Raw genomic sequence first — 20,737 nt, forward strand, 5'->3', positions numbered from 1 at the left:
ATATCCGCCATAAACAATCAGAATAGGCCGGGTATAGTAGCCTGCTATCGCCCAGGGAGCCGTTTATGCGCCAGAAACCCACCATACTTGATCGACGGATCGTCGCCACCAGCCGCCTGTTTTGCGTGGAGGAGTTGAAGCTGCGTTTTTCCAATGGCGTGGAGCGCACCTACGAGCGTCTGGCGGGCAAGGGCCCGGGTTATGGCGCGGTGATGATCGTGGCGATGCTCGATGCCGATCACGCGGTGTTGGTGGAAGAGTATTGCGGCGGTACCGACGCTTACGAGCTGTCGCTGCCCAAGGGCCTGGTCGAGCCGGGCGAGGACGTGCTGGCGGCGGCCGAGCGGGAGCTCAAGGAAGAGGCCGGTTTTGGCGCGCGTCAATTGGAGCTCCTGACCGAGCTGTCGTTGTCTCCCGGCTACATGAGCCAGAAAATCCAGGTGGTGCTGGCGACGGATCTGTACGAGGAACGACTGGAAGGTGACGAGCCTGAGCCGATGCGCGTGGACAAGGTCAACCTGCGCGAACTGTCATCCCTGGCGCAAAACCCCCAATTTACCGAGGGCCGGGCCTTGGCGGCGTTGTACCTGGCCCGTGACCTGCTGACCCTGCGCGGAGCGTTCCTGGCATGAATTACCCCCATCCCCTGATGGCCCCGGTGGTCGAACTGGCGCTCAAGGCTGGCGAGGCAATCCTGCCTTTCTGGCGAGCCAACGTGCAAGTTGTCCACAAGGCTGACGAGTCGCCTGTCACCGCCGCGGACATGGCCGCTCACGATGTCATCGTGGCCGGGCTGGCGGCCCTGGCCCCGGAGATCCCGATCCTTTCCGAAGAGGACGCCAATATCCCCCAGGCTGTGCGCGCCGGTTGGCAACGCTGGTGGTTGGTGGATCCGCTGGATGGGACCAAGGAGTTCATTTCCGGTAGCGAGGAGTTCACCGTCAACATTGCGTTGATCGAACGGGGACATGTGGTGTTTGGCGTGGTATCGATGCCCACCAACGATCGCTTCTACGTCGGCGGCGCGGGTTTGGGTGCCTGGCGTGGCGACAAGGGTGTCGAGCCTGTGCCGGTCGAGGTGCGTAACGTGCCGGGGCCGGGCGAAGCGTTCACCGTGGTCGCCAGTCGCCGTCATACCAGCCCGGAACAGGAGCGTCTCCTGAGCGGTTTGAGCCAGAGCCTGGGGGAGTTGCAGCTCACCAGCATTGGCAGTTCATTGAAGTTCTGCCTGTTGGCCGAAGGCTCGGCGGATTGCTATCCGCGGCTGGCGCCGACGTCCCAGTGGGACACCGCCGCGGCCCAGGGTGTGTTGGAAGGCGCGGGCGGCGAGGTGTTGGACTTGAGGGGCGAGCGGTTCTGTTATCCGCCGCGGGAATCGCTGCTGAATGCGTCGTTCCTGGCGTTGCCGGCGAAGGCCGCGTGGCGTGAACAATTGCTGGCGCTCGCCCGTTCCTGAGTCTGTGGGAGCAAAGCTTGCTCGCGAAACGAACGCCCCGATGTCCGAAAGACCGCATCGTTCCTATCGCGGGCAAGCCTTGCTCCCACAGAGATCCCCTCGCCACAGAGGTTTGTGACAGCCCGGTCAGCGGTGCAACACGTACTGCCCCTCAAAGCGCACCGCCGCCTCTTCGCTGCCCTCATTTACCACCCGCGTTTGCAGGGTCAACCGCGCCCGTCCATAGCGCTGATAGGTGGCCAGGAAGCGTTTCCAGACCTTCTCCTCAGGCGCGTCGCAGAGCACCGCCGCGTCGCGGGTGACCGGCAACGGATAGCTGATCTGCCCTTCCTGGATCACGATATGCCCGTCCTCGATGCCTTCGTCGCGCAGGGCCAGGTGCAGCCAGCCCCAGCCGCCGAGCACGGCGCCGCAATACAGGCTGCCGCCGAACATGGTGCTCTTGTGGTTGACGTTGGCCTCCAGCGGCAGGAACAGGCGCAGTTGTCGGGCCTGCCAATCGAGCACCTTGAGACCCATGTCACGGGTCAACGGGATGTCGTGGTGCAGAATCGATTCCAGGTAACGGCTGTCGCGGTTCATTGCGGGGCCTCTTGCTTGAAGGGAGGACAACGATAACTCAATCGGACTCATCGGCTGCGCCAGGGCTGCTGTCGCCGAAGGTCAGCCCATGCTTGCGCAGCTTGTCGTGCAGGGTCTTGCGCGGAATGCCCAGGGCTTCGGCGAGGCTGCGTACCGAGCTGTGGGGACGGGCCAGCTCGGCGGCGATCAGGGTCCTCTCGAAGTTCTCGACCTGTTCGCTCAAGCCGCCGCTGATCACTTCCACTGGTGTGCCGGCCGCACCATCCGGCGCGCCGTTGTCCAGGGCCAGTTCAAGACCCAGGGCAAAGCGTTCGGCGGCGTTCTGCAATTCCCGGACGTTGCCCGGCCAGTTGTGGCGCAACAGCAGCGCCCGTTGCGCCGGCTGCAGTTCATGGGGTGGCAGGCCATGGCGCGCACTGGCTTCGTCGGCGAAGTGCTGGAACAGCATCAACGCATCCTCACCCCGTTCGCGCAACGGCGGTATGCGCAACGGTGCCACGTTCAGGCGGTAATACAAGTCGGCGCGAAAGCGCCCCTGGTCGGCCGCCTGGCGCAGGTCTTCCTTGGTCGCGGCGATGACACGGATGTCCAGCGGAATCTGTTGATTGCCCCCCAGGCGCTCCACCACGCGTTCTTGCAGCAACCGCAGCAGTTTGACCTGGACGTCCAGACTCATGCTTTCGATTTCATCGAGGAACAGCGTGCCACCATTGGCGAACTCGAACTTGCCGATGCGACGTTTCTGCGCGCCGGTGAAGGCTCCAGGCTCGTGGCCGAACAGTTCGCTTTCCACCACCGATTCGGCCAGGGCCCCGGCGTTGATCGCCACGAACGGGCCGTTGCGCCGGCTCGAAAGGTCATGCAGCGCACGGGCCACCACTTCCTTGCCGGCGCCGGTTTCACCGAGGATCAGCACGTCGGCGCGGGTCGCCGCCAATGCGCCGATCTGCTCGCGCAGTCGCAGCATCGGCGTTGACTGGCCGACCAGGCGGGCGCTGAGCTCATGACGGTCACTGAGGGCCAGGCGCAGGCTGCGGTTGTCCAGCACCAGGCGGCGCAGGGCCAGGGCCCGGCGCACGCTATCGAGCAGATGATCGCTGGCGAAAGGTTTTTCCAGGAAATCATAGGCGCCGGCGCGCATGGCCTGGACTGCCAGCGGCACATCGCCGTGACCGGTGATCAGCAGCACGGGCAGTTCCGGGTCCTGGGCGTGGAGTTGATTGAGCAGTTCGAGACCGTCGATGCCCGGCATACGAATGTCGCTGACCACCACACCCGGCCAGTCACGGGGCAGTTGTCCGGCAAGGCCCTTGGCCTCGGCCAGGGACAGGATGTTCAGGCCGGCCAGGTCGAGGGTCTGGCTCAGGGCCTGACGCAGGTGGGGATCGTCGTCGATCAGCACCACCTCAATCCGGTTATCGATGGTCATACGCTACGGTCCTCGGATGGTTGCAAGCTTACCCCAGGCGCGCCGGCGCGCAGTTTGAGGGTGATCAGGGCGCCGCCCTCCTTGTGATTGGCGAACGACAGTTCGCCACCGAAGGCGCGCATCAGGGTGTCGCAGATCGCCAGGCCCAGCCCCAGGCCCTGGGTCCGGGTCTTGGTGGTATAGAAAGGCTCCCCGGCACGGCCCAAAGCTTCCATGCAAAAACCCGGGCCGTTATCGCGAATGTACAGGTTGACGCCGTTTTCTGTGGCTTGGGCACTGAGCCAGAGTCTACGCGGAGGCCCTTTTTCGGTCAGGGCGTCGAGGGCATTGGCCAGCAGGTTGCCGAGCACCTGGCGCAAGCGGGTTTCTCCGGCCTCGACCCACAGCGTGGCAGCCGGCAGATCGCGGATCAACTCCACCTCCATGCTGCGCCGGCGCTTGGCAAGCAGTGCCAGGGCATCGTCCAGGGCCGGTTGCAGGGCAACGCTTTCCGGCGCGTGGCGGTCGCGGCGGGCGAAGGCCCGCAGGTGAGCGATGATCGACGCCATGCGTCCGGTCAGTTCATTGATCAGCTTGAGGTTGCCCCTGGCGTCCTCGGTGCGCTGATGGTCGAGCAGTATCTCGGCGTTTTCCGCGTAGCTGCGAATCGCTGCCAGCGGCTGGTTGAGCTCGTGGCTGATACTGGCCGACATGGTGCCCAATGCCGACAGCTTGCCGGCCTGCACCAGGTCATCCTGGGCGCGAACAAGTTCCTGTTGCGCCTGCTCGCGCTCCAGGACTTCCTGTTTCAGCCGCCGGTTCAGGCCTTCCAGATCGCTGGTACGCTCGGCCACCCGACCTTCCAGCTCGTGACGCGCCTTGCCTTCGAAGGCGATCCGGTCCAGGTAATGCCGCCGGCGTTGCATCATCAAGCCGAGCAACAGCATCAAGACCAGCAACGCCGCACCGCCGGTGGCGACGACGGTGCGCACAGGGCGGTCGATCAGGGTACGTGGAGCGAGGATGCTCACGCTCCATCCCGTTTCTTCGATGGTCTGGGTCTGGGTGAGCCAGGCCTGTGGATCCAGGTTCAGCGGTTTCGGGTCACGGGTCGGGTAGGGTTGCACGGCGCTGATTGCGTTGTGTTCCTCGTCGCTTAACGGGCGGGTCGAGCGGAATCGCCATTCCTGCCGTGACGTCAGGATGACCACCCCGTTGTGATCGGTCACCAGCAACTGTTCCGGGGTTTTGCCCCACAGGCTTTCGGTGTGGTCCAGGTCGACCTTGACCACCAGCACACCGATGACGCGGTCGCGCTCGCGCACGGCGGCGGCGAAGAAATAGCCGCGCTTGGCCGACGTGGTGCCCAGGCCGAAGAAGCGCCCCAGGCGTCCGGCCATGGCTTCGATGTAATACGGCCGGAAGGCGAAATTGCGCCCGACGAAACTGTCGTGTTTGTCCCAGTTCGAGGCCGCCAGCGTCTTGCCGGTGGCGTCCATCAGGTACATCACCTCGGCGCCGGTCTGGGTGCTGATTTTTTTCAGGAGCTGGTTGGCATTGCTTTGGGTGAACTCATCGTCCGGGGCCAACAACGTCGCACGCAGGGCCGGCAGGTCACCGAGAATCTGCGGCAAGACTTCATAGCGGTGCAGCGTGCCCAGCAGGTTGGCGACGTAAAGGTCCAGGGTCTGGCGATTCTGCCCGGCCAGCTCGCTGCGGTAATAGCGCTCGGCCAGATGCTCCAGCGGCCATAGCAATGGGGCCAGGCACAGGGCGAGCAAGGCCAGGCTGCGCCAACGGGGTCTGCGGGGAAGGGTGGAGTTCATGAGCGTGCGCCTGTAGGAACGAGCGCATTATGCCTAGTGTCCTGTCTCGGAAATACGTTCTTTTTTGGCGAGTGGCTTGGGTGTTCGGCCAAGGCGCCGCGACGAGTCATAGCAGGGCTATGGCGAGGAGTGGCAACGCCGGCCGGGCACCCAAGACGCCGCCAAAAATGAACAGCTTATTTCCGAGACCGGACACTAGTGTCGCTCGGCAAGACACTGCTGCAACGCGCTTCGCCAGTCGGGTTGGCTCACTCCCCATTCCCGCAACAGGCGTGTGCAATCCAGACGCGAGTTCAGTGGGCGTGGGGCGGGCGTCGGGTACGCGCTGGACGGGATGGCCTCGAGCACCGAACAAGGCTTGTGCTGCTCGACCAACCGTTCGCCGATGGCCTGGGCAAAGCCGAACCAGGACGTCTCGCCCTGGGCCGTCAGGTGATAGGTGCCCCAGGTGCCGCACCGGCCGGCCTGCCAATGCTCGATGAGCTTGGCGGTACTGTCGGCGATGGTTCCAGCCCACGTCGGTGCACCGATCTGGTCGGCTACTACTCGCAGGTGTGGTTTTTCCTGGAGCAGGCGCTGCATGGTCAGGAGGAAGTTGCGACCTTCCATGGAGTACACCCAACTGGTGCGCAATATCAGGTGCTGCCCGTCGGCTTGGCGAATGGCATCCTCGCCGGCCAGTTTGCTGCGCCCATAGACGCTCAGCGGGTTGGGTGTGTCGTCCTCTGTATAGGGCGCCGGTTTGCGGCCGTCGAAGACATAATCGGTGGAATAGTGGATCAGCGGGGCGCCCAGGTCGTTTGCTGCGAGGGCCAGGATCCCCGGTGCAGTGGCGTTGATGGCAAAGGCCAGTTCCGGCTCGCTCTCGGCCTGGTCGACGGCCGTGTGGGCAGCGGCGTTGATGATCAGGTTGGGGCGCAGGGCACCGATGCGGGAGCGCAGTTGATCGGGGCGTGCCAGGTCGAGCTGATCGCTTCCGCGCACAATCAGCTCGCCGGTGTCGGCCAGACGCGACTGGAGTGCCCGGGACACCTGGCCGTTCTTGCCGATAATCAGGATTCGCAAGGACCTACTCATGGGAACAGGTCGGCTTCATGCAGGAACTTGCCGTTCTGGTCCTTGGGCGACAGGGTGGGTGGATCCGCCAGTTCCCAGTCGATGGCCAGATCTGGATCGTCCCACCGGATGCAGCGTTCGGCCGAAGGCGCATAGTAGTCTGTGGTTTTATAGAGAAAATCCGCTGACTCGCTCAGGACCACAAAACCATGGGCGAAGCCTGGCGGAACCCACAACTGCCGCTGATTCTGTGCCGACAGGTGCACGCTTTCCCACTGGCCGAACGTGGGCGAGCTGCGGCGAATGTCCACCGCCACGTCCAACACCTCGCCAGCGATGACACGCACGAGTTTTCCCTGGGCCTGTTCGATCTGATAATGCAGGCCGCGCAGCACGCCTTTGGTCGAGCGCGAATGGTTGTCCTGGACGAACTGCGGGTCACAGCCAGTGGCCTCGGCGAACGCCCGGGCATTGAAGCTTTCGTAGAAAAAGCCACGGTCGTCACCGAAGACTTTCGGCTCGATGATCAGGACCTCCGGCAACCGGGTGGCAATAACGTTCAACGGGGTTCTCCAGCGATTTTGAACAAGTACTGGCCGTAACCGGTCTTGCCGAAGTACTCGGCACGCTCAAGTATGTGCTCGCGGCTGACCCAGCCCTGTTGGTAGGCAATTTCTTCCAGACAAGCTACTTTCAGGCCTTGGCGATGTTCGATGGTCTGCACGTATTGCGAGGCTTCCAGCAGGCTGTCGTGGGTGCCGGTGTCCAGCCAGGCGAAACCGCGACCGAATCGCTCGACATGCAGGTCGCCGCGTTGCAGATAGGCGTTGTTGACGTCGGTGATTTCCAATTCGCCGCGTTTGGAGGGCTTTATCGCCTTGGCGATCTGGATCACGTCGTTATCGTAGAAATACAAGCCAGTGACCGCATAACTGGATTTTGGCTCGGCGGGTTTTTCTTCAATGGAAAGGGCGTGGCCTTCAGCGTCGAAGTCGATCACGCCAAAACGCTCCGGATCCTTGACCCAGTAGCCGAATACGGTCGCACCCTGCTGTCGATTGACAGCGGTCTGCAATTGTTCACCGAAGTACTGCCCATGGAAAATGTTGTCTCCCAGGATCAGGCACACCGGATCGCTGCCAATGAACTGTTCGCCGATCAGGAATGCCTGCGCCAGGCCATCGGGTGAGGGCTGTTCGGCGTAACTGATCTGCACGCCGAATTGGCTGCCGTCGCCCAGCAGATTGCGATATTGCGGCAGATCTTGTGGGGTGGAGATCACCAGGATGTCCTTGATACCCGCAAGCATCAGTACCGAGATCGGGTAGTAGATCATCGGTTTGTCGTAAACCGGCAGCAGTTGCTTGGAAACCCCGAGGGTAATCGGGTGCAGTCGTGTGCCGGAGCCACCGGCGAGAACAATACCCTTCATCATGCGATCGATTCCTTTTCGTCGAGCGAGCCGAGGCGCTCGCCCTGGTAGCTGCCGTCCTGGACACGTCGGCACCATTGGAGGTTCTCAAGGTACCACTGCACGGTTTTGCGCAGGCCCGTGTCGAAGGTTTCCCTGGGCGTCCAGCCCAGTTCCCGTTCGATCTTGCCGGCATCGATGGCATAGCGCAGGTCGTGGCCGGGACGGTCCCTGACGAAGGTGATCAGGTCGACATAGCGCCCGATCCCTGCGGGCTTGTCGGGCGCCAGCTCTTCGAGCAGCGCGCAGATGTTGCGCACGACGTCGATGTTCTTTTGTTCGTTGTGGCCGCCAATATTGTAGGTTTCGCCGACCACGCCTTCGGTGACGACTTTCAGCAGTGCCCGGGCATGGTCTTCGACATACAGCCAATCCCGCACCTGTTGTCCGTCGCCGTACACCGGCAATGGTTTACCGGCCAAAGCGTTGAGGATCACCAGCGGAATCAGCTTCTCAGGGAAGTGGAACGGCCCATAGTTGTTTGAGCAATTGGTCAGCAGCACGGGTAAGCCGTAGGTGCGCTGCCAGGCACGGACCAGATGGTCGGACGCCGCCTTGCTGGCGGAATAAGGGGAGCTGGGTGCATACGGGGTGGTTTCGGTGAACAGGTCATCTACGCCGTGCAGGTCACCGTACACCTCGTCGGTGGAGATATGGTGGAAACGAAATGCCTGTTTCTGCGGTTCAGGCAGGGTCTGCCAATAGGCACGGGTAGCTTCCAGGAGGCTGTAGGTGCCCACGATATTGGTCTGGATGAAGTCCGCCGGGCCATCAATGGAACGGTCCACATGAGACTCTGCAGCCAGATGCATGATTGCATCGGGCTTGAACCGCGCCAGCACTGCACTGACTGTGGCTTGATCGACAATATCGGCCTGTACGAACTCATAACGACTGCTGCGATCGACGCTGTTCAGCGATTCGAGATTGCCAGCGTACGTCAGCTTATCGAGGTTCAGGATCTGGTGTTCGGTATCAAGGATCAAATGCCGTACGAGGGCCGAGCCGATGAAGCCGGCACCGCCAGTGATGAGAATGCGCATCCGGTTAAGCCTTTTTTCCATGAGACGACAAAATATGGAGCATAGCTTGTCGACATGCGGATGACGGCGCAAGTGGGATATCTCAAGCGGTGTCCCCGAATCTGGAGGTCAAGCCAGGATTGAGGTAACTGGCCAAAAAGTATCCGTCAGTCTGCAGGAAAGGTGCGTACGCCTCTCTTCCAACAAAGAGGGGTTGCTTATTCTTCAACTCAATGGCGTGATAGGTGTTCAATAAAAACCACATCAGGGGTCGTTGTATGCCGCTCGCTACGTTGGTTCACCGTGCCAGTTTGCCAAGCCCACAGATCAGCGCCGAGCAGGCGTTGGTGCTGCTGCGCTTGAACTACGGACTCAGCGGCGACCTGCGACCCCTCGGCAGCCAGCAGGACCTCAACTACCGCGTCGACAGCGAGCGCGGGCGATTTGTGTTGAAAATTTGCCATGGCGACTACGCCGTCCAGGAGCTCCAGGCCCAACATGCGGCTCTCAGGCAATTGGCCAATCACGGCACGGTAAAAGTGCCACGGGTGATTGTGGCCAATAACGGCCAGGATCTGTTAACGCTCGACGTCGACGGACAGGCGGTCCATGTCCGGCTGCTGGAGTACATCGACGGGCAGCCCCTGACCCAACTCAAGCATCTGGGGCAGGAGCTGGTGAGCGGCCTGGGGCGCTTGTGTGCGGAAATCGATCTGGCCTTGGCCACGTTCGATCATCCGGGCCTGGAGCGCACCCTGCAATGGGACGCCCGCCATGCCAATGCGCTGATCGGCCATCTGCTGCCGGTCATCCAGGACGATCAACGGCGTGGTCTGATCGCCGAGGTTGCGCAACAGGCCGAACGACGCCTGCATCCGCTCAAGGCCCACCTGCCGGTGCAAGCGATCCACATGGACCTGACCGATGACAATGTCGTCTGGCAGCGCGATGCCCAGCGCCAGTGGCAATTGCAAGGCGTCATCGATTTCGGCGACCTGATCCGCACCTGGCGCATCACCGAGTTGGCGGTGACGTGTGCGGCGTTGCTTCACCACGCCAATGGCGATCCGTTCTTCATCCTGCCAGCGATCCAGGCTTATCACGGGACGAACCCGTTGCAGCGTGAAGAGCTGCTGGCGCTCTGGCCGCTGATTGTGGCGCGTGCCGCCGTGCTGGTGCTCAGTGGCGAACAACAGGTTTCCATCGATCCGGACAACGCGTACAGCCGTGCCAACCTGGAGCATGAATGGGAAATATTCCGGGTTGCCCACTCGGTGCCGTTCGAACTGATGGAAGCGGCAATCCTGAGCGCCGTTGGCCAGAATCTGCCACCGATTGTCAGTGAAGGCTTTGTACCGCTGTTGCCGACCCTGGTGGGCCGTGAGTTCGCGCTGATCGACCTGGGCGTGCTGAGCCCGCATTTCGAGGCCGGTAACTGGGAGCAGCCGGGTATCGATCAGCGTCTGTTGAGCGAAGCTGCCACCGTTCACGGATTGGCCGCCAGCCGTTACGGCCAGTATCGGTTGTCGCGCACCCGGCCGGACAGCGCGGTGGAGCCTGATACCTGCGCGCTGCATGTGGAACTGCATGTACCTCGCGACACGCCGCTCGAGTCGCCGTTCGCCGGGGTGTTGCACAAGACGGCTGATGGCATGCTGCAACTGGACAGTTCTCAGTTGAGCATACGGCTTTGGGGTGTGGCATCGCCGCTGCATTCCGGGGCCGCACTGGTCAAGGGACAGGTCTTGGGCGAAGTGGTTGGTCCGTTGCGGGTGCAGTTATGCCGAGGCGCGCACTTGAACCCGCCGCTGTTCTGCACGCCGTCCGCAGCCCCGGCCTGGCAGGCGTTGTGCCCTTCACCGGCGGTATTGCTCGGGCTGGCTTGCGACGCAGAGGAGGAAGTCGACGCCAAGGCGTTGTTGGCCCGTCGCGATGCCAGCTTCGCCCGTACCCAGAAACACTACTACGTCGACCCGCCGCGCATCGAGCGTGGCTGGCGCAACCACCTGATCGACATGCAAGGGCGCTCCTACCTCGACATGCTCAATAACGTCGCGGTATTGGGGCACGGCCACCCACGCATGGCGGCCGTGGCTGCCCGGCAGTGGTCGCTGCTCAATACCAACTCCCGTTTTCACTACGCGGCGATTGCCGAGTTTTCCGAACGGTTATTGTCACTGGCGCCGTCAAACATGGATCGGGTGTTCCTGGTCAACAGCGGCACCGAGGCCAACGACCTGGCGATCCGCCTGGCCTGGGCCTACAGCGGCGGGCGGGACATGCTCAGTGTGCTAGAGGCCTACCATGGCTGGTCGGTGGCGGCGGACGCGGTCTCGACGTCCATCGCCGACAACCCCAAGGCCCTGAGCAGCCGTCCGGACTGGGTGCACCCGGTGACCGCTCCCAACACTTATCGCGGTGAATTCCGTGGTCCCGACAGTGCGCCGGACTACGTGCGCAGTGTCGAACACAACCTGGCAAAAATTGCCGAGCAAAAACGCCAACTCGCCGGTTTCATCTGCGAGCCGGTGTACGGCAACGCTGGCGGTATTGCGTTGCCACCTGGCTATTTGAAGCAGGTCTATGGGCTGGTGCGCGAACGGGGCGGCGTGTGCATCGCTGACGAGGTGCAGGTCGGCTACGGGCGCATGGGCGAGTTTTTCTGGGGCTTCGAAGAGCAAGGCGTGGTGCCGGATATCATTACCATGGCTAAGGGCATGGGGAATGGGCAGCCGCTGGGGGCTGTCATCACCCGCCGGGAAATCGCCGAGGCGTTGGAAGCCGAAGGTTATTTCTTCTCGTCGTCCGGTGGCAGCCCGGTCAGCTGTCAGATCGGCATTGCCGTGCTGGATGTCATGAAGGAAGAAGGGCTGTGGGAAAATGCCCGAGTGGTGGGCGGTCACTTCAAGGCACGGCTGCAAGCCCTGATGGACCGATACCCATTGGTCGGCGCGGTGCATGGGTCCGGGTTCTATCTGGGCCTGGAACTGATCCGCAACCGCGAAACCCTGGAGCCTGCGACCGAAGAGACCGCGACGCTGTGCAATCGCCTTCGGGAGCTGGGTATCTTCATGCAACCCACCGGTGATTACCTGAACATCCTCAAGATCAAGCCACCGATGGTCACGACCCGTCAGAGTGTGGATTTCTTCGTCGATATGTTGGAGAAGGTCCTGGACGAAGGACTCTGAACCGAGGCTGATGCTCCAAAGCAGGAGCCTGCTCGCGATGCCGGATGGAAAGTCGCATCGCAAGCAGGCTAGTTCCTCCAGACTGATCGCGAGTATTTTCCGATTTTTATCGGCGATAATCGCGATTTTTTTTCGTCTATATGTTTTTCAAGCTTTTAAGTTCGATTTTTATCGGCTATAAAGTCTTCGTGCCGAAGCCATGGTCGCTTCTTGCTCGCCGTTATCCTCTTTGTCATCCGCTGCACATCGCCCGGAGATGATTCATGAGCCGTATCGTTACCGTTGCCGCCACTCAGATGGCCTGTTCCTGGGACCTTGAAGCCAACATCGAGACCGCTGAAAATCGGGTTCGCGAGGCCGCAGCCAAAGGCGCCCAGATCATCCTGATCCAGGAATTGTTCGAGACTCCGTACTTCTGCCAGAAGACGAACCCGGATTACCTGCTGCTGGCGACCTCGGTTGAAGAGAACGTAGCCATCAAGCATTTCCAGAAGCTGGCGAAAGAGCTGCAGGTTGTGCTGCCGATCAGCTTCTTCGAACTGGCCGGACGTGCGCGTTTCAATAGCATTGCAATCATCGACGCCGATGGGCGGAACCTGGGTGTGTACCGCAAGAGTCACATTCCGGACGGTCCCGGCTACCATGAGAAGTATTACTTCAACCCGGGGGATACCGGCTTCAAGGTCTGGAATACCCGTTATGCGAAAATAGGCGTGGGCATTTGCTGGGACCAATGGTTTCCCGAATGTGCCCGCAGCATGGCGCTGCTGGGTGCGGAAATACTGTTCTATCCGACGGCCATCGGCAGCGAGCCGCACGACAAGACCATTTCGTCCCGTGATCACTGGCAGCGTGTGCAACAAGGCCATGCCGGCGCCAACCTGATGCCGCTGGTGGCCAGCAACCGCATCGGCAATGAAGAACAGGACGGTTACGACATCACCTTCTACGGCTCGTCGTTCATTGCCAATCAGTTCGGCGAAAAAGTCCAGGAACTGAACGAAACCGAAGAAGGTGTATTGGTGCACAGCTTCGATCTCGACGAGTTGGAGCGTATTCGCAGTGCCTGGGGCACTTTCCGGGATCGTCGTCCGAACCTGTACGGACCGATCAAAACCCTCGATGGCTCACTGGAGTCCTGATTCATGACAACGTTGCACAGCACTCCCCGCGCGGATGGTTTCTACATGCCTGCCGAGTGGGCAACCCAGACCCAGGCCTGGATGATCTGGCCGGAGCGCCCGGACAACTGGCGCCTGGGCGGCAAGCCCGCGCAGGCTGCCCACGTAGCGGTCGCCAAGGCCATTGCCCGTTTCGAACCGGTGACCGTGGCGGTGTCTGCGGCTCAATACGAAAACGCCCGGGCGCGCCTCGATGTACCGAATATCCGCCTGGTGGAAATGTCCAGCGACGACGCCTGGGTCCGGGATACCGGCCCGACGTTCGTCATCAATGACAACGGCGAAGTACGCGGTGTCGACTGGGATTTCAACGCCTGGGGCGGTTTTGACGGCGGCCTGTATTCACCGTGGAATCGGGATTCGCAAGTCGCCAGCAAGATCCTTGAAATCGAGCGCAGCCCGCGTTACCGCACTGAAGGTTTCGTGCTCGAGGGTGGTTCCATCCACGTCGATGGCGAAGGCACCGTGATCACTACCGAGGAATGCCTGCTCAATCGCAACCGTAACCCGCACTTGAGTCGCGAAGAAATCGAGGCCGTGCTCAGCGCCCAATTGGCGGTGGACAAAGTCATCTGGTTGCCGGATGGCCTGTTCAATGACGAAACCGACGGCCATGTGGACAACTTCTGCTGCTACGTGCGTCCTGGCGAAGTGTTGCTCGCCTGGACCGACGATCCACAGGATCCGAATTACGCACGCTGTCACGCCGCGATGGATGTGTTGCAAAACAGCACCGACGCCCAGGGCCGCTCTTTCATGGTGCACAAAATGCCGATTCCGGGGCCGTTGTATGCCACCGAAGCAGAATGCGCCGGTGTGGATGCGGTGGAAGGTTCCCAGGAGCGCAATCCGAGCGTGCGACTGGCCGGATCCTACGTCAACTTCCTGATCGTCAATGGCGGCATCATCGCGCCAAGCTTCGACGATCCGCTGGATGCTACAGCCAGGGAGATTCTGCAGAACCTGTTTCCACAGCACGAAGTGGTTATGGTTCCGGGTCGTGAACTGTTACTGGGGGGTGGGAATATCCATTGCCTTACTCAACAGCAACCGGCGCCGTACACAAAATGAGTGGCGATGTAACAGCAAGGTGACGTTGGTTACAGCGGCCTTGCATGACGGTTTTTGGATCCAACCAAGCAAGCCCGCAGCCCGATTGGGGTGCGGGCTTTTTTGCGTCTGTTTATTAGCGGTGCCGGATACATTGGCATAGCTCTTGTATCTGCATCCCGGCAGTCCGGAGTGCGGAGCTGCGTTGTTTTGTAATAAACCTTGGATAAATTGGCCGCTCATCAACCAGGAGAGGGCGCTGGAATGAATATGATAAGCGAGCGCACATGCCATCCCTTGGCCGTTAATGGTGAGTCGCTTCAAGCCTTGGCGCAGTGGTTGAAATCCAATGGAACGCGTCAGATCAGAGAACCTGATCCGCGTCGGCTGATCATGGAGCGCTACCCCGCTGGGTTGTTCAGCGAGGCGGAGTTGGAAGCGTTGTGGGATGTCATGCAAGGATAAGAATTCGACGGATTGATAGAAAGCGCTGGCCGGGATGGCAGCGCTTTTTTTATGTGCACGAACCAGAGACTGAAACAGCCCCTGTGGGAGCGAGCCTGCTCGCGATGGCGGTGTACCGGCTGGCATCGGGGTAACTGATCCATCGCTATCGCGAGCAGGCTCACTCCCACAGGGGACACGGGATTTGACCGATTCACGAAACAGACTGAAAGCCATTTCGACATTTTTCCGCGAGGTCCTCGAGGGTACGCTGCCGTTATTCAGTCCTGACGGCGAGCGGAGTTTCCATGACCACCCTTCATTACATCTACGACCCGCTCTGCGGCTGGTGCTACGGCGCCAAGCCGCTGGTGCAGGCCGCCCGTGCGGTGCTGCCGGTGATCGCCCATGGCGGCGGCATGATGACCGGTGCCAATCGTCAACCTGTCTCTCCTCAATTGCGCAATTACGTGATGCCCCATGACCGGCGGATCGCCGAATACACCGGCCAGCCGTTTGGTGAGGCCTATTTCGAGGGATTGCTGCGGGACGAACGTGCGGTGTTCGACTCGGCGCCACCCATCGCAGCGATTCTCGCTGCCGAGCAACTGGGTGGACGGGGGTTGGACCTGTTGGAGCGCTTGCAAACCGCACATTACGTTGAAGGCCGCAGAATTGCCGATGAAACGGTGCTGCTGGAACTGGCCCAGGCTATCGGACTTGAATCCAAGGCATTCCAGTCGGTTTTCACCGTGGTTGATGTGGAGGCTCATATCAAGGCCAGCCGTGCCTTGCTGGCCCAGGTCGGTGGCCAGGGCTTCCCGACCTTGGTCTTGCAACAGGATGGACAGTTCACGCGTGTGGAAATTGGTCCTTGGCTTGGCAAACCCGAGGCATTCGCCGAGTGGTTGAATCTGTCCTTGCCGACGCAGGCCTCTTCTCCGACCCCGGTCTGCAGCCTGGATGGATGTTCGGGGTCTTAGACGTTTTTCGCCTGATTACAGACGATTAACGAAATTGACACATTCTTGAAGGCACGGCTAGGATTCGTCCCACGCCTGTGGCTAACAGCCATGACTCTTAAATAATAAAAAGGCCCGACACGATCTTTCGTGGGCGGGCCTTTTCATTATTTCAGGGGCAAGAGTCCGAAAAAGAGTGCAAAAAGCGCCATTTCGGCTGCCGGTCGCAGTGCGTATCAACCCATTACAAGGAAAACAATTATGTTGAACACGCGCATCGGTTTGATCGCACTGGGGATTTTGAGCACGACACACGCCATGGCCAGCGACCAGTCTGAGTCCAAGGGATTTGTTGAGGACAGCAGCCTGAAAGTGCTGTTGCGCAACGCGTATATCAACCGTGACTACAAAGACGGCAACAAGGACAAGGCCGAATGGGGCCAGGCGGCCATCGGTACGTTCTCGTCCGGCTTCACCCAAGGTACTGTCGGTGTGGGGGTGGACGCCTTTGGCCTGTACGCATTGCGTCTAGATGGTGGCAAAGGCCGCAGCGGTGCGGGCGGCATCGACTTCTTCAAGCAAGGCGACAGTGGTAATGCGGCGGATGACCTGTCCAAGTTCGGTGCAGCAGTGAAGTTCCGCGTCTCCAACACAGTGTTGGCCTACGGTGACCAGATGCCGGCCTTGCCAGTGTTGAGTTACGACAACTCGCGGCTGCTGCCGGAAAGCTATACCGGCACGCTGATCACATCCAAAGAGATCAAGGGCCTGGAACTGAATGCCGGCCGTTTCACCGCTGAATCGCGCAAGAGCGCCGAAGGCCGTGACAGCGGTGGGTTGAAGTCGATCAACGTATTGGGCGGCAGCTATCAGTTCACCGAGCAGTTCAAGGCTTCGCTCTACGCCTCGGATGTCGAAGATGTGCTGAAGAAGCAATACGTCAACGCCAACTATGTATTCCCACTGGCCAAGGATCAGTCCCTGACACTGGACTTCAACGGCTACCGCACGAAGCTGGACAACGACTACGTTCGTGAAAACAACGTCACTGGCGACGACAACAAGATCTGGAGTCTGGCCGCCACCTTCGCCACCGGGCCGCACAGCTTCACGCTCGCTCATCAGCGCAGCACCGGCGACAGCAACCTGGGCTATGCCTACGGTGGCTATCAGCGTGAACAGAATCGGGTGGGGGACGGTGGCAACACGATCTACCTGGCCAACTCCTACTGGTCCGACTTCAATGCTGAAGACGAACGCAGCTGGCAACTGGGCTACGGCCTGGATTTCACCACCTTCGGCGTCCCAGGCCTGACCTATAACGTCGCTTACGTGCGTGGCGATAACATCACCACCTCCACCAGCGAAGGTGGCACCGAGCGCGAGATCTTCAACCAGCTCAAATATGTGGTCCAGAACGGCCCGGCCAAGGATCTTAGCGTGAGGTTGCGCAGTTCTGTCCTGCGTGTTTCGCAGAAGTCCAGCGAGTACAACGTCAGCGGCAACGAGCTGCGAGTGTTTGTGGATTACCCGATCAACGTTTTCTGATGCCTGATCGCGTTACCTGAACCAGAAAAAACCTCGAATCAGATTCGAGGTTTTTTTGGCTTCCGGTGCCAGAATATTGCTGTAATCGACTGTTTTCCCGATAAAAAGTCGTACTAATGGCTCTTCACCCTTCGTTTCAAGTATGTCTTGAAATGACTCAAATTCTTTTTCATGGACGGAAATTTTGCACCTACTAGATTAGGCCGCTCAATGCAGTGGAGACCTAATAAAAATGATCGTTCTGAACAGGGAAGTGGGCGAAGCGCTACGACGTGACAAATACGTTAACGTCCGCGGTGGAGACTTCAATCTCTACGGTCATTTCGGCGACTTTGTCCGGCTGACCAAGAGCTGGGACAACATGGAGCCCGACAGCTACTACGGCCAGGCCGAGTCAGGCATGCGTTTTCGCCGTTACAGCGACTTCGAATACAACCCCCAGACCCGTGAGCTCAAGCAGCTCGAACATCGGGCCTATATCCAGTCCAAGGCCAACAACAGCTACGTCGGGGGACTGGAGCGGCACTTCCAGGATTTCTCCAACGAAGTGATCAACTCCCCGGTGATGCGCAGCCTGATCGACACGGACTTCGAGGTATACAAGAACGTCCTGCCGCAGGAACTGCATGATGAAATCTGGCAGTGCCAGATCCATCAGATCCGCATCGAGATCAAGCCGGGTAAACAACTGGAAATCACCCCCGAAGGCATTCACTGCGACGGATATCCGTTCAGCGGTGTGCATTTCTGGGGCCGTCACAATGTGGCGGGCGCGGAGAGCCGGTTGTATACCGCCCAGGAAGAACAATTGGCGGCGGTTACCTACGAGGACATCCTCGATACGACGTTCTTCCTCGATCGCGACATGCGTCACTACGTGACCCCGGCTCGCAATGTCCACAGCCATGAAATGGCGTTCAGGCAGATCCTGGCGATTTCCTTCTCGCGGCCCGGGACCGCTTTTGACATTGTTCGCTGAACAGCTGGTACCCATGGACGACCCGGAGCAGCAGGTGCTGTTGCGCCGGGCGATGGTCAGGGATGCCGAGCGAATGGAGCAGTTCTTTCGCGCTTTCGACGAAGTGTCGTTCTGCGAATGGCAGGATGCCCGGTTCTTGCGGGGGGTGTTGTTGCAGGAAACCACCACGGCGTACCTGGCCATCGATGCCACTGGCAGCGTGGTGGGCGCCGTGATTGGCGGTATGCTCGGTACCCGTGGCACCATCAATCACCTGGCGGTCAGCCCAAGGCATCGTACCCGGGGCCTGGGTCAGCGCCTGGTGGAAGCGGCATCCGCCGACATGAAGCGGGTGGGCGTGCTGCGCATGTTCCTGTTCGTCGACGATGCTAACCTGGCCGGCAAGCGTTTCTGGGCGGCCCAGGGGTTCTGCGAACCACGGGGTGAAATCACTTTCGAGAGGGATCTATGAGCAAGACTTCCAGCCAGCCGCTGGTGGTCGAACCACAAACCTCGCGTACCTTCGCCGAAGCCAGTCCGGTGGTCGCGGGTTATTTTACGGTTTCGTTTGTGTTCGGTCTGATGGCGGTCAACGCCGGGTTACCCTTGTGGTTGCCGGTAGCGATGTGCCTGTTCGTCTACGCGGGCGCCTCGCAGTTCGCGGCGTTGGCGTTGATCTCCAGCGGGGCGTCGCTGACCACCATCGTGCTCACTACATTCCTGATCAATGCGCGACACATGTTGATGTCGGTGTACATGGCCAAGGCCCTGCGTGCGCTGGGGCTCAGTCGTTTCGAGCGCTGGTGCTACGCGTCAGGGCTGACGGACGAGTCGTTCGCCTTCCACAGCGTCAAGTTGGGTAGTGGCGCGCCGGTGAGTGTGCGCTATCTGATCGGCTTCAACCTGTTCTGTCATACGTCCTGGGTGCTCGGCGGCTTATTGGGTGCCGTGTGTGCGCAGTACGCTGCGCACCTGATCAAGTATCAGCTCGACTATGCCTTGACCGCGATGATGCTCTACGTGCTGGTTTCGCTGTGCAATACCCGTAACAAGCTGATCGCGGCCCTGGCGGCCGTCGTCTGCATGGGTGGGCTGAGCCTCCTGGGCAGTTCGCCATTCAATGTCTTCATTGCCACGTTCGTTGGCTGCGGGGTGGGCGTATGCCTGACCAAACGTTCCTGATCCTGGTCGTGGGCCTGATGATGGTCGTGACCTTCCTGCCGCGGGCCTTGCCGTTGCAGGTCAACACGGAACACTGGCCGCCCTTCATTGCCCGTGCCCTGGAATACCTGCCGGTGGCGATCGTCGCTGCGATCAGCCTCACCCCGTTATTGATCAAGGATCAGCAGATACAACTCGACCGCCCGGAGCTCTACGCCGCGATTCCGACGCTGTTATGTGCGTATTTCAGCCGTAACCTGTTTCTCAGTGTGGCGGTGGGCACGGCGGCGTATATCGCGCTCGGTTCGTTCCTGTAGCGCGAGGTCCACTACATCGTGCAGCGCCTGGCCGGACAGTTCAGGATTGTTCACTGCCAGGCGTACCTCGAGAGAGTCCTCGAAGTCGGGGAAGATCGTCAGGCCGTTGCGCAGTGCCGCATCCCGGGATACCAGCCCCAGGCCATCGAGTTGGGTGATCAACGACAACGTCAGCGTTTCGCTGCAGGAATACACCATTCGCTGACTTGAGCCATATTCGCTCAGCCCTGCGTCGAGAAAACGGAGGAAGCTGTGGGAATATGGACACTCTTCTGCGGGACGTACCTGAAACCTGTCTCCGAGCAAACCGAGGGAGTCGCCTTCGTTGCCACAATGGGCACCCACCACCCGAACCTGTACATCAGGCATCGTGATGCTGGAAAAGCCGCTCTGCTGCGCCCCGATCAGGATGGCCAGGTCAAAATCTTCATTCTTGAGTTTGCTCAGGTTCTCCATCGATTCGGCGTAACTGAATTCCAGCTGATACTGGGGGAAGACGGCTATCAACCGATCGATCATCCGCCGGTTGAACTCCGCCGGCAGGGTGGTATTGAGCGCCATTTTCAAGGTGCGCTGCCGCGGCTTCTTGAGCGCCGTGACTTTCTCTTCGAGCTGGCGTGTGGCCACCAGCACCTGATCCATGAAAGGGGTCAGTTCCGAGCCTTGGCTCGTCAACGTCAGGCCCTTGTTCGAACGCCTGAACAGCCGGAAACCAAATTGTTCCTCGACCTTGTTCAACTGCGCCGCCAATGCCTGCACCGTGAGGCACGAATGTTCCGCGGCCGCCGACAACGAGCCGGTCTGCACGATGCGCATGAGGTTGCGTAGGGTTCTGCTATCCATGAGGTAATGCCCTCTGCTTAAGTGGGCTCGCTATTGTTGTGCACTTGGCCCGGGTCAGGCGGTGCATGCGGCTATCATCGTGCAGCTTGCCACGGTTGTCGCGGTTTTGTGGTGAAAAGCTCCGGTAGGCGCTGTTTGGAGCTTATGTGGGATTTTGGTTTTTTGCTGGTTTGGCGCGTGTTGGCTTGTGTAATTCTTCTTGTCAGGGCTGAGGCGAGGCAATCAGGCGACAAAACCCGTGGGAGCCTTGATTTCAACTGA

General features: G+C 60.3%; 20 protein-coding genes. 12 read left to right on the top strand and 8 right to left on the bottom strand.

Translation table 11 applies throughout. The features are described from left to right. The first annotated feature begins 65 nt into the window (after positions 1 to 65). Complete coding sequence (nudE, locus tag FGE05_RS15620) at positions 66 to 632, top strand: ADP compounds hydrolase NudE (protein WP_139646301.1); 567 nt, start codon at positions 66 to 68, stop codon at positions 630 to 632. Next, positions 629 to 1,456 (top strand): 3'(2'),5'-bisphosphate nucleotidase CysQ, encoded by an 828-nt coding sequence (gene cysQ, locus FGE05_RS15625; protein WP_139646302.1) that lies wholly within the window; start codon positions 629 to 631, stop codon positions 1,454 to 1,456. Before nudE ends, cysQ begins: the two co-directional genes overlap by 4 nt. Before the next feature lie 126 nt (positions 1,457 to 1,582). On the opposite strand, the gene FGE05_RS15630 is transcribed toward cysQ, so the two are convergent. From FGE05_RS15630 to rfbB, 7 genes are all read right to left on the bottom strand, one after another. Then, positions 1,583 to 2,038 carry a YiiD C-terminal domain-containing protein gene (locus FGE05_RS15630; RefSeq protein WP_041024609.1) on the bottom strand — a complete coding sequence of 152 codons (456 nt, stop codon included), beginning with the start codon at positions 2,036 to 2,038 and terminating at the stop codon, positions 1,583 to 1,585. Positions 2,039 to 2,075: 37 nt separating this feature from the next. Then, a complete protein-coding gene (locus FGE05_RS15635; protein ID WP_139646305.1) occupies positions 2,076 to 3,467 on the bottom strand; it encodes a sigma-54 dependent transcriptional regulator in 1,392 nt (463 codons plus the stop codon). Next, complete coding sequence (locus tag FGE05_RS15640) at positions 3,464 to 5,272, bottom strand: ATP-binding protein (protein ID WP_139646307.1); 1,809 nt, start codon at positions 5,270 to 5,272, stop codon at positions 3,464 to 3,466. The genes FGE05_RS15635 and FGE05_RS15640 overlap by 4 nt, the downstream gene beginning before the upstream one ends. Before the next feature lie 195 nt (positions 5,273 to 5,467). Further along, positions 5,468 to 6,349, bottom strand: coding sequence for a dTDP-4-dehydrorhamnose reductase (gene rfbD, locus FGE05_RS15645; RefSeq protein ID WP_139646309.1), 882 nt, complete (start codon positions 6,347 to 6,349; stop codon positions 5,468 to 5,470). Then, positions 6,346 to 6,891, bottom strand: coding sequence for a dTDP-4-dehydrorhamnose 3,5-epimerase (gene rfbC / locus FGE05_RS15650; protein ID WP_139646312.1), 546 nt, complete (start codon positions 6,889 to 6,891; stop codon positions 6,346 to 6,348). The genes rfbD and rfbC overlap by 4 nt, the downstream gene beginning before the upstream one ends. Beyond that, positions 6,888 to 7,763 (bottom strand): glucose-1-phosphate thymidylyltransferase RfbA, encoded by an 876-nt coding sequence (gene rfbA, locus FGE05_RS15655; RefSeq protein ID WP_139646315.1) that lies wholly within the window; start codon positions 7,761 to 7,763, stop codon positions 6,888 to 6,890. The genes rfbC and rfbA overlap by 4 nt, the downstream gene beginning before the upstream one ends. Next, a complete protein-coding gene (gene rfbB / locus FGE05_RS15660) occupies positions 7,760 to 8,842 on the bottom strand; it encodes a dTDP-glucose 4,6-dehydratase (RefSeq protein ID WP_139646316.1) in 1,083 nt (360 codons plus the stop codon). The genes rfbA and rfbB overlap by 4 nt, the downstream gene beginning before the upstream one ends. A 257-nt stretch (positions 8,843 to 9,099) precedes the next feature. On the opposite strand from rfbB, the gene FGE05_RS15665 reads away from it, so the two are divergent. From FGE05_RS15665 to FGE05_RS15710, 10 genes are all read left to right on the top strand, one after another. Further along, on the top strand, positions 9,100 to 12,012 hold the full coding sequence (locus FGE05_RS15665; protein WP_139646319.1) for an aminotransferase: 2,913 nt from the start codon (positions 9,100 to 9,102) through the stop codon (positions 12,010 to 12,012). A 263-nt stretch (positions 12,013 to 12,275) separates the two neighbouring features. Then, positions 12,276 to 13,154, top strand: a complete 879-nt coding sequence (aguB, locus tag FGE05_RS15670) for an N-carbamoylputrescine amidase (protein WP_139646321.1) — start codon at positions 12,276 to 12,278, stop codon at positions 13,152 to 13,154. Between the two features lie 3 nt (positions 13,155 to 13,157). Next, a complete protein-coding gene (gene aguA, locus FGE05_RS15675; protein WP_139646323.1) occupies positions 13,158 to 14,264 on the top strand; it encodes an agmatine deiminase in 1,107 nt (368 codons plus the stop codon). Positions 14,265 to 14,507: 243 nt separating this feature from the next. After that, complete coding sequence (locus tag FGE05_RS15680; protein ID WP_041021061.1) at positions 14,508 to 14,708, top strand: hypothetical protein; 201 nt, start codon at positions 14,508 to 14,510, stop codon at positions 14,706 to 14,708. 287 nt (positions 14,709 to 14,995) lie between these two features. Beyond that, on the top strand, positions 14,996 to 15,670 hold the full coding sequence (locus FGE05_RS15685; protein ID WP_139646326.1) for a DsbA family protein: 675 nt from the start codon (positions 14,996 to 14,998) through the stop codon (positions 15,668 to 15,670). A 240-nt stretch (positions 15,671 to 15,910) separates the two neighbouring features. Next, positions 15,911 to 17,197 carry an OprD family porin gene (locus tag FGE05_RS15690; protein WP_139646328.1) on the top strand — a complete coding sequence of 429 codons (1,287 nt, stop codon included), beginning with the start codon at positions 15,911 to 15,913 and terminating at the stop codon, positions 17,195 to 17,197. Between the two features lie 232 nt (positions 17,198 to 17,429). Beyond that, positions 17,430 to 18,176 (top strand): 2OG-Fe dioxygenase family protein, encoded by a 747-nt coding sequence (locus FGE05_RS15695; protein ID WP_139646329.1) that lies wholly within the window; start codon positions 17,430 to 17,432, stop codon positions 18,174 to 18,176. A gap of 13 nt (positions 18,177 to 18,189) precedes the next feature. Beyond that, positions 18,190 to 18,627, top strand: a complete 438-nt coding sequence (locus FGE05_RS15700; protein WP_175362009.1) for a GNAT family N-acetyltransferase — start codon at positions 18,190 to 18,192, stop codon at positions 18,625 to 18,627. Beyond that, a complete protein-coding gene (locus FGE05_RS15705; RefSeq protein ID WP_139646331.1) occupies positions 18,624 to 19,337 on the top strand; it encodes an AzlC family ABC transporter permease in 714 nt (237 codons plus the stop codon). The genes FGE05_RS15700 and FGE05_RS15705 overlap by 4 nt, the downstream gene beginning before the upstream one ends. Further along, on the top strand, positions 19,316 to 19,633 hold the full coding sequence (locus tag FGE05_RS15710) for an AzlD domain-containing protein (RefSeq protein ID WP_139646333.1): 318 nt from the start codon (positions 19,316 to 19,318) through the stop codon (positions 19,631 to 19,633). The genes FGE05_RS15705 and FGE05_RS15710 overlap by 22 nt, the downstream gene beginning before the upstream one ends. Here the strand turns inward: FGE05_RS15710 and FGE05_RS15715 are convergent. Then, the gene (locus FGE05_RS15715) at positions 19,550 to 20,476 is read right to left on the bottom strand and encodes a LysR family transcriptional regulator (protein ID WP_139646335.1); all 927 of its coding nucleotides are present in this window, start codon (positions 20,474 to 20,476) and stop codon (positions 19,550 to 19,552) included. The genes FGE05_RS15710 and FGE05_RS15715 overlap by 84 nt on opposite strands. Positions 20,477 to 20,737 lie beyond the last annotated feature (261 nt).

The organism is Pseudomonas sp. ICMP22404, assembly GCF_006227205.1.
Taxonomy (GTDB): Bacteria; Pseudomonadota; Gammaproteobacteria; order Pseudomonadales; family Pseudomonadaceae; genus Aquipseudomonas.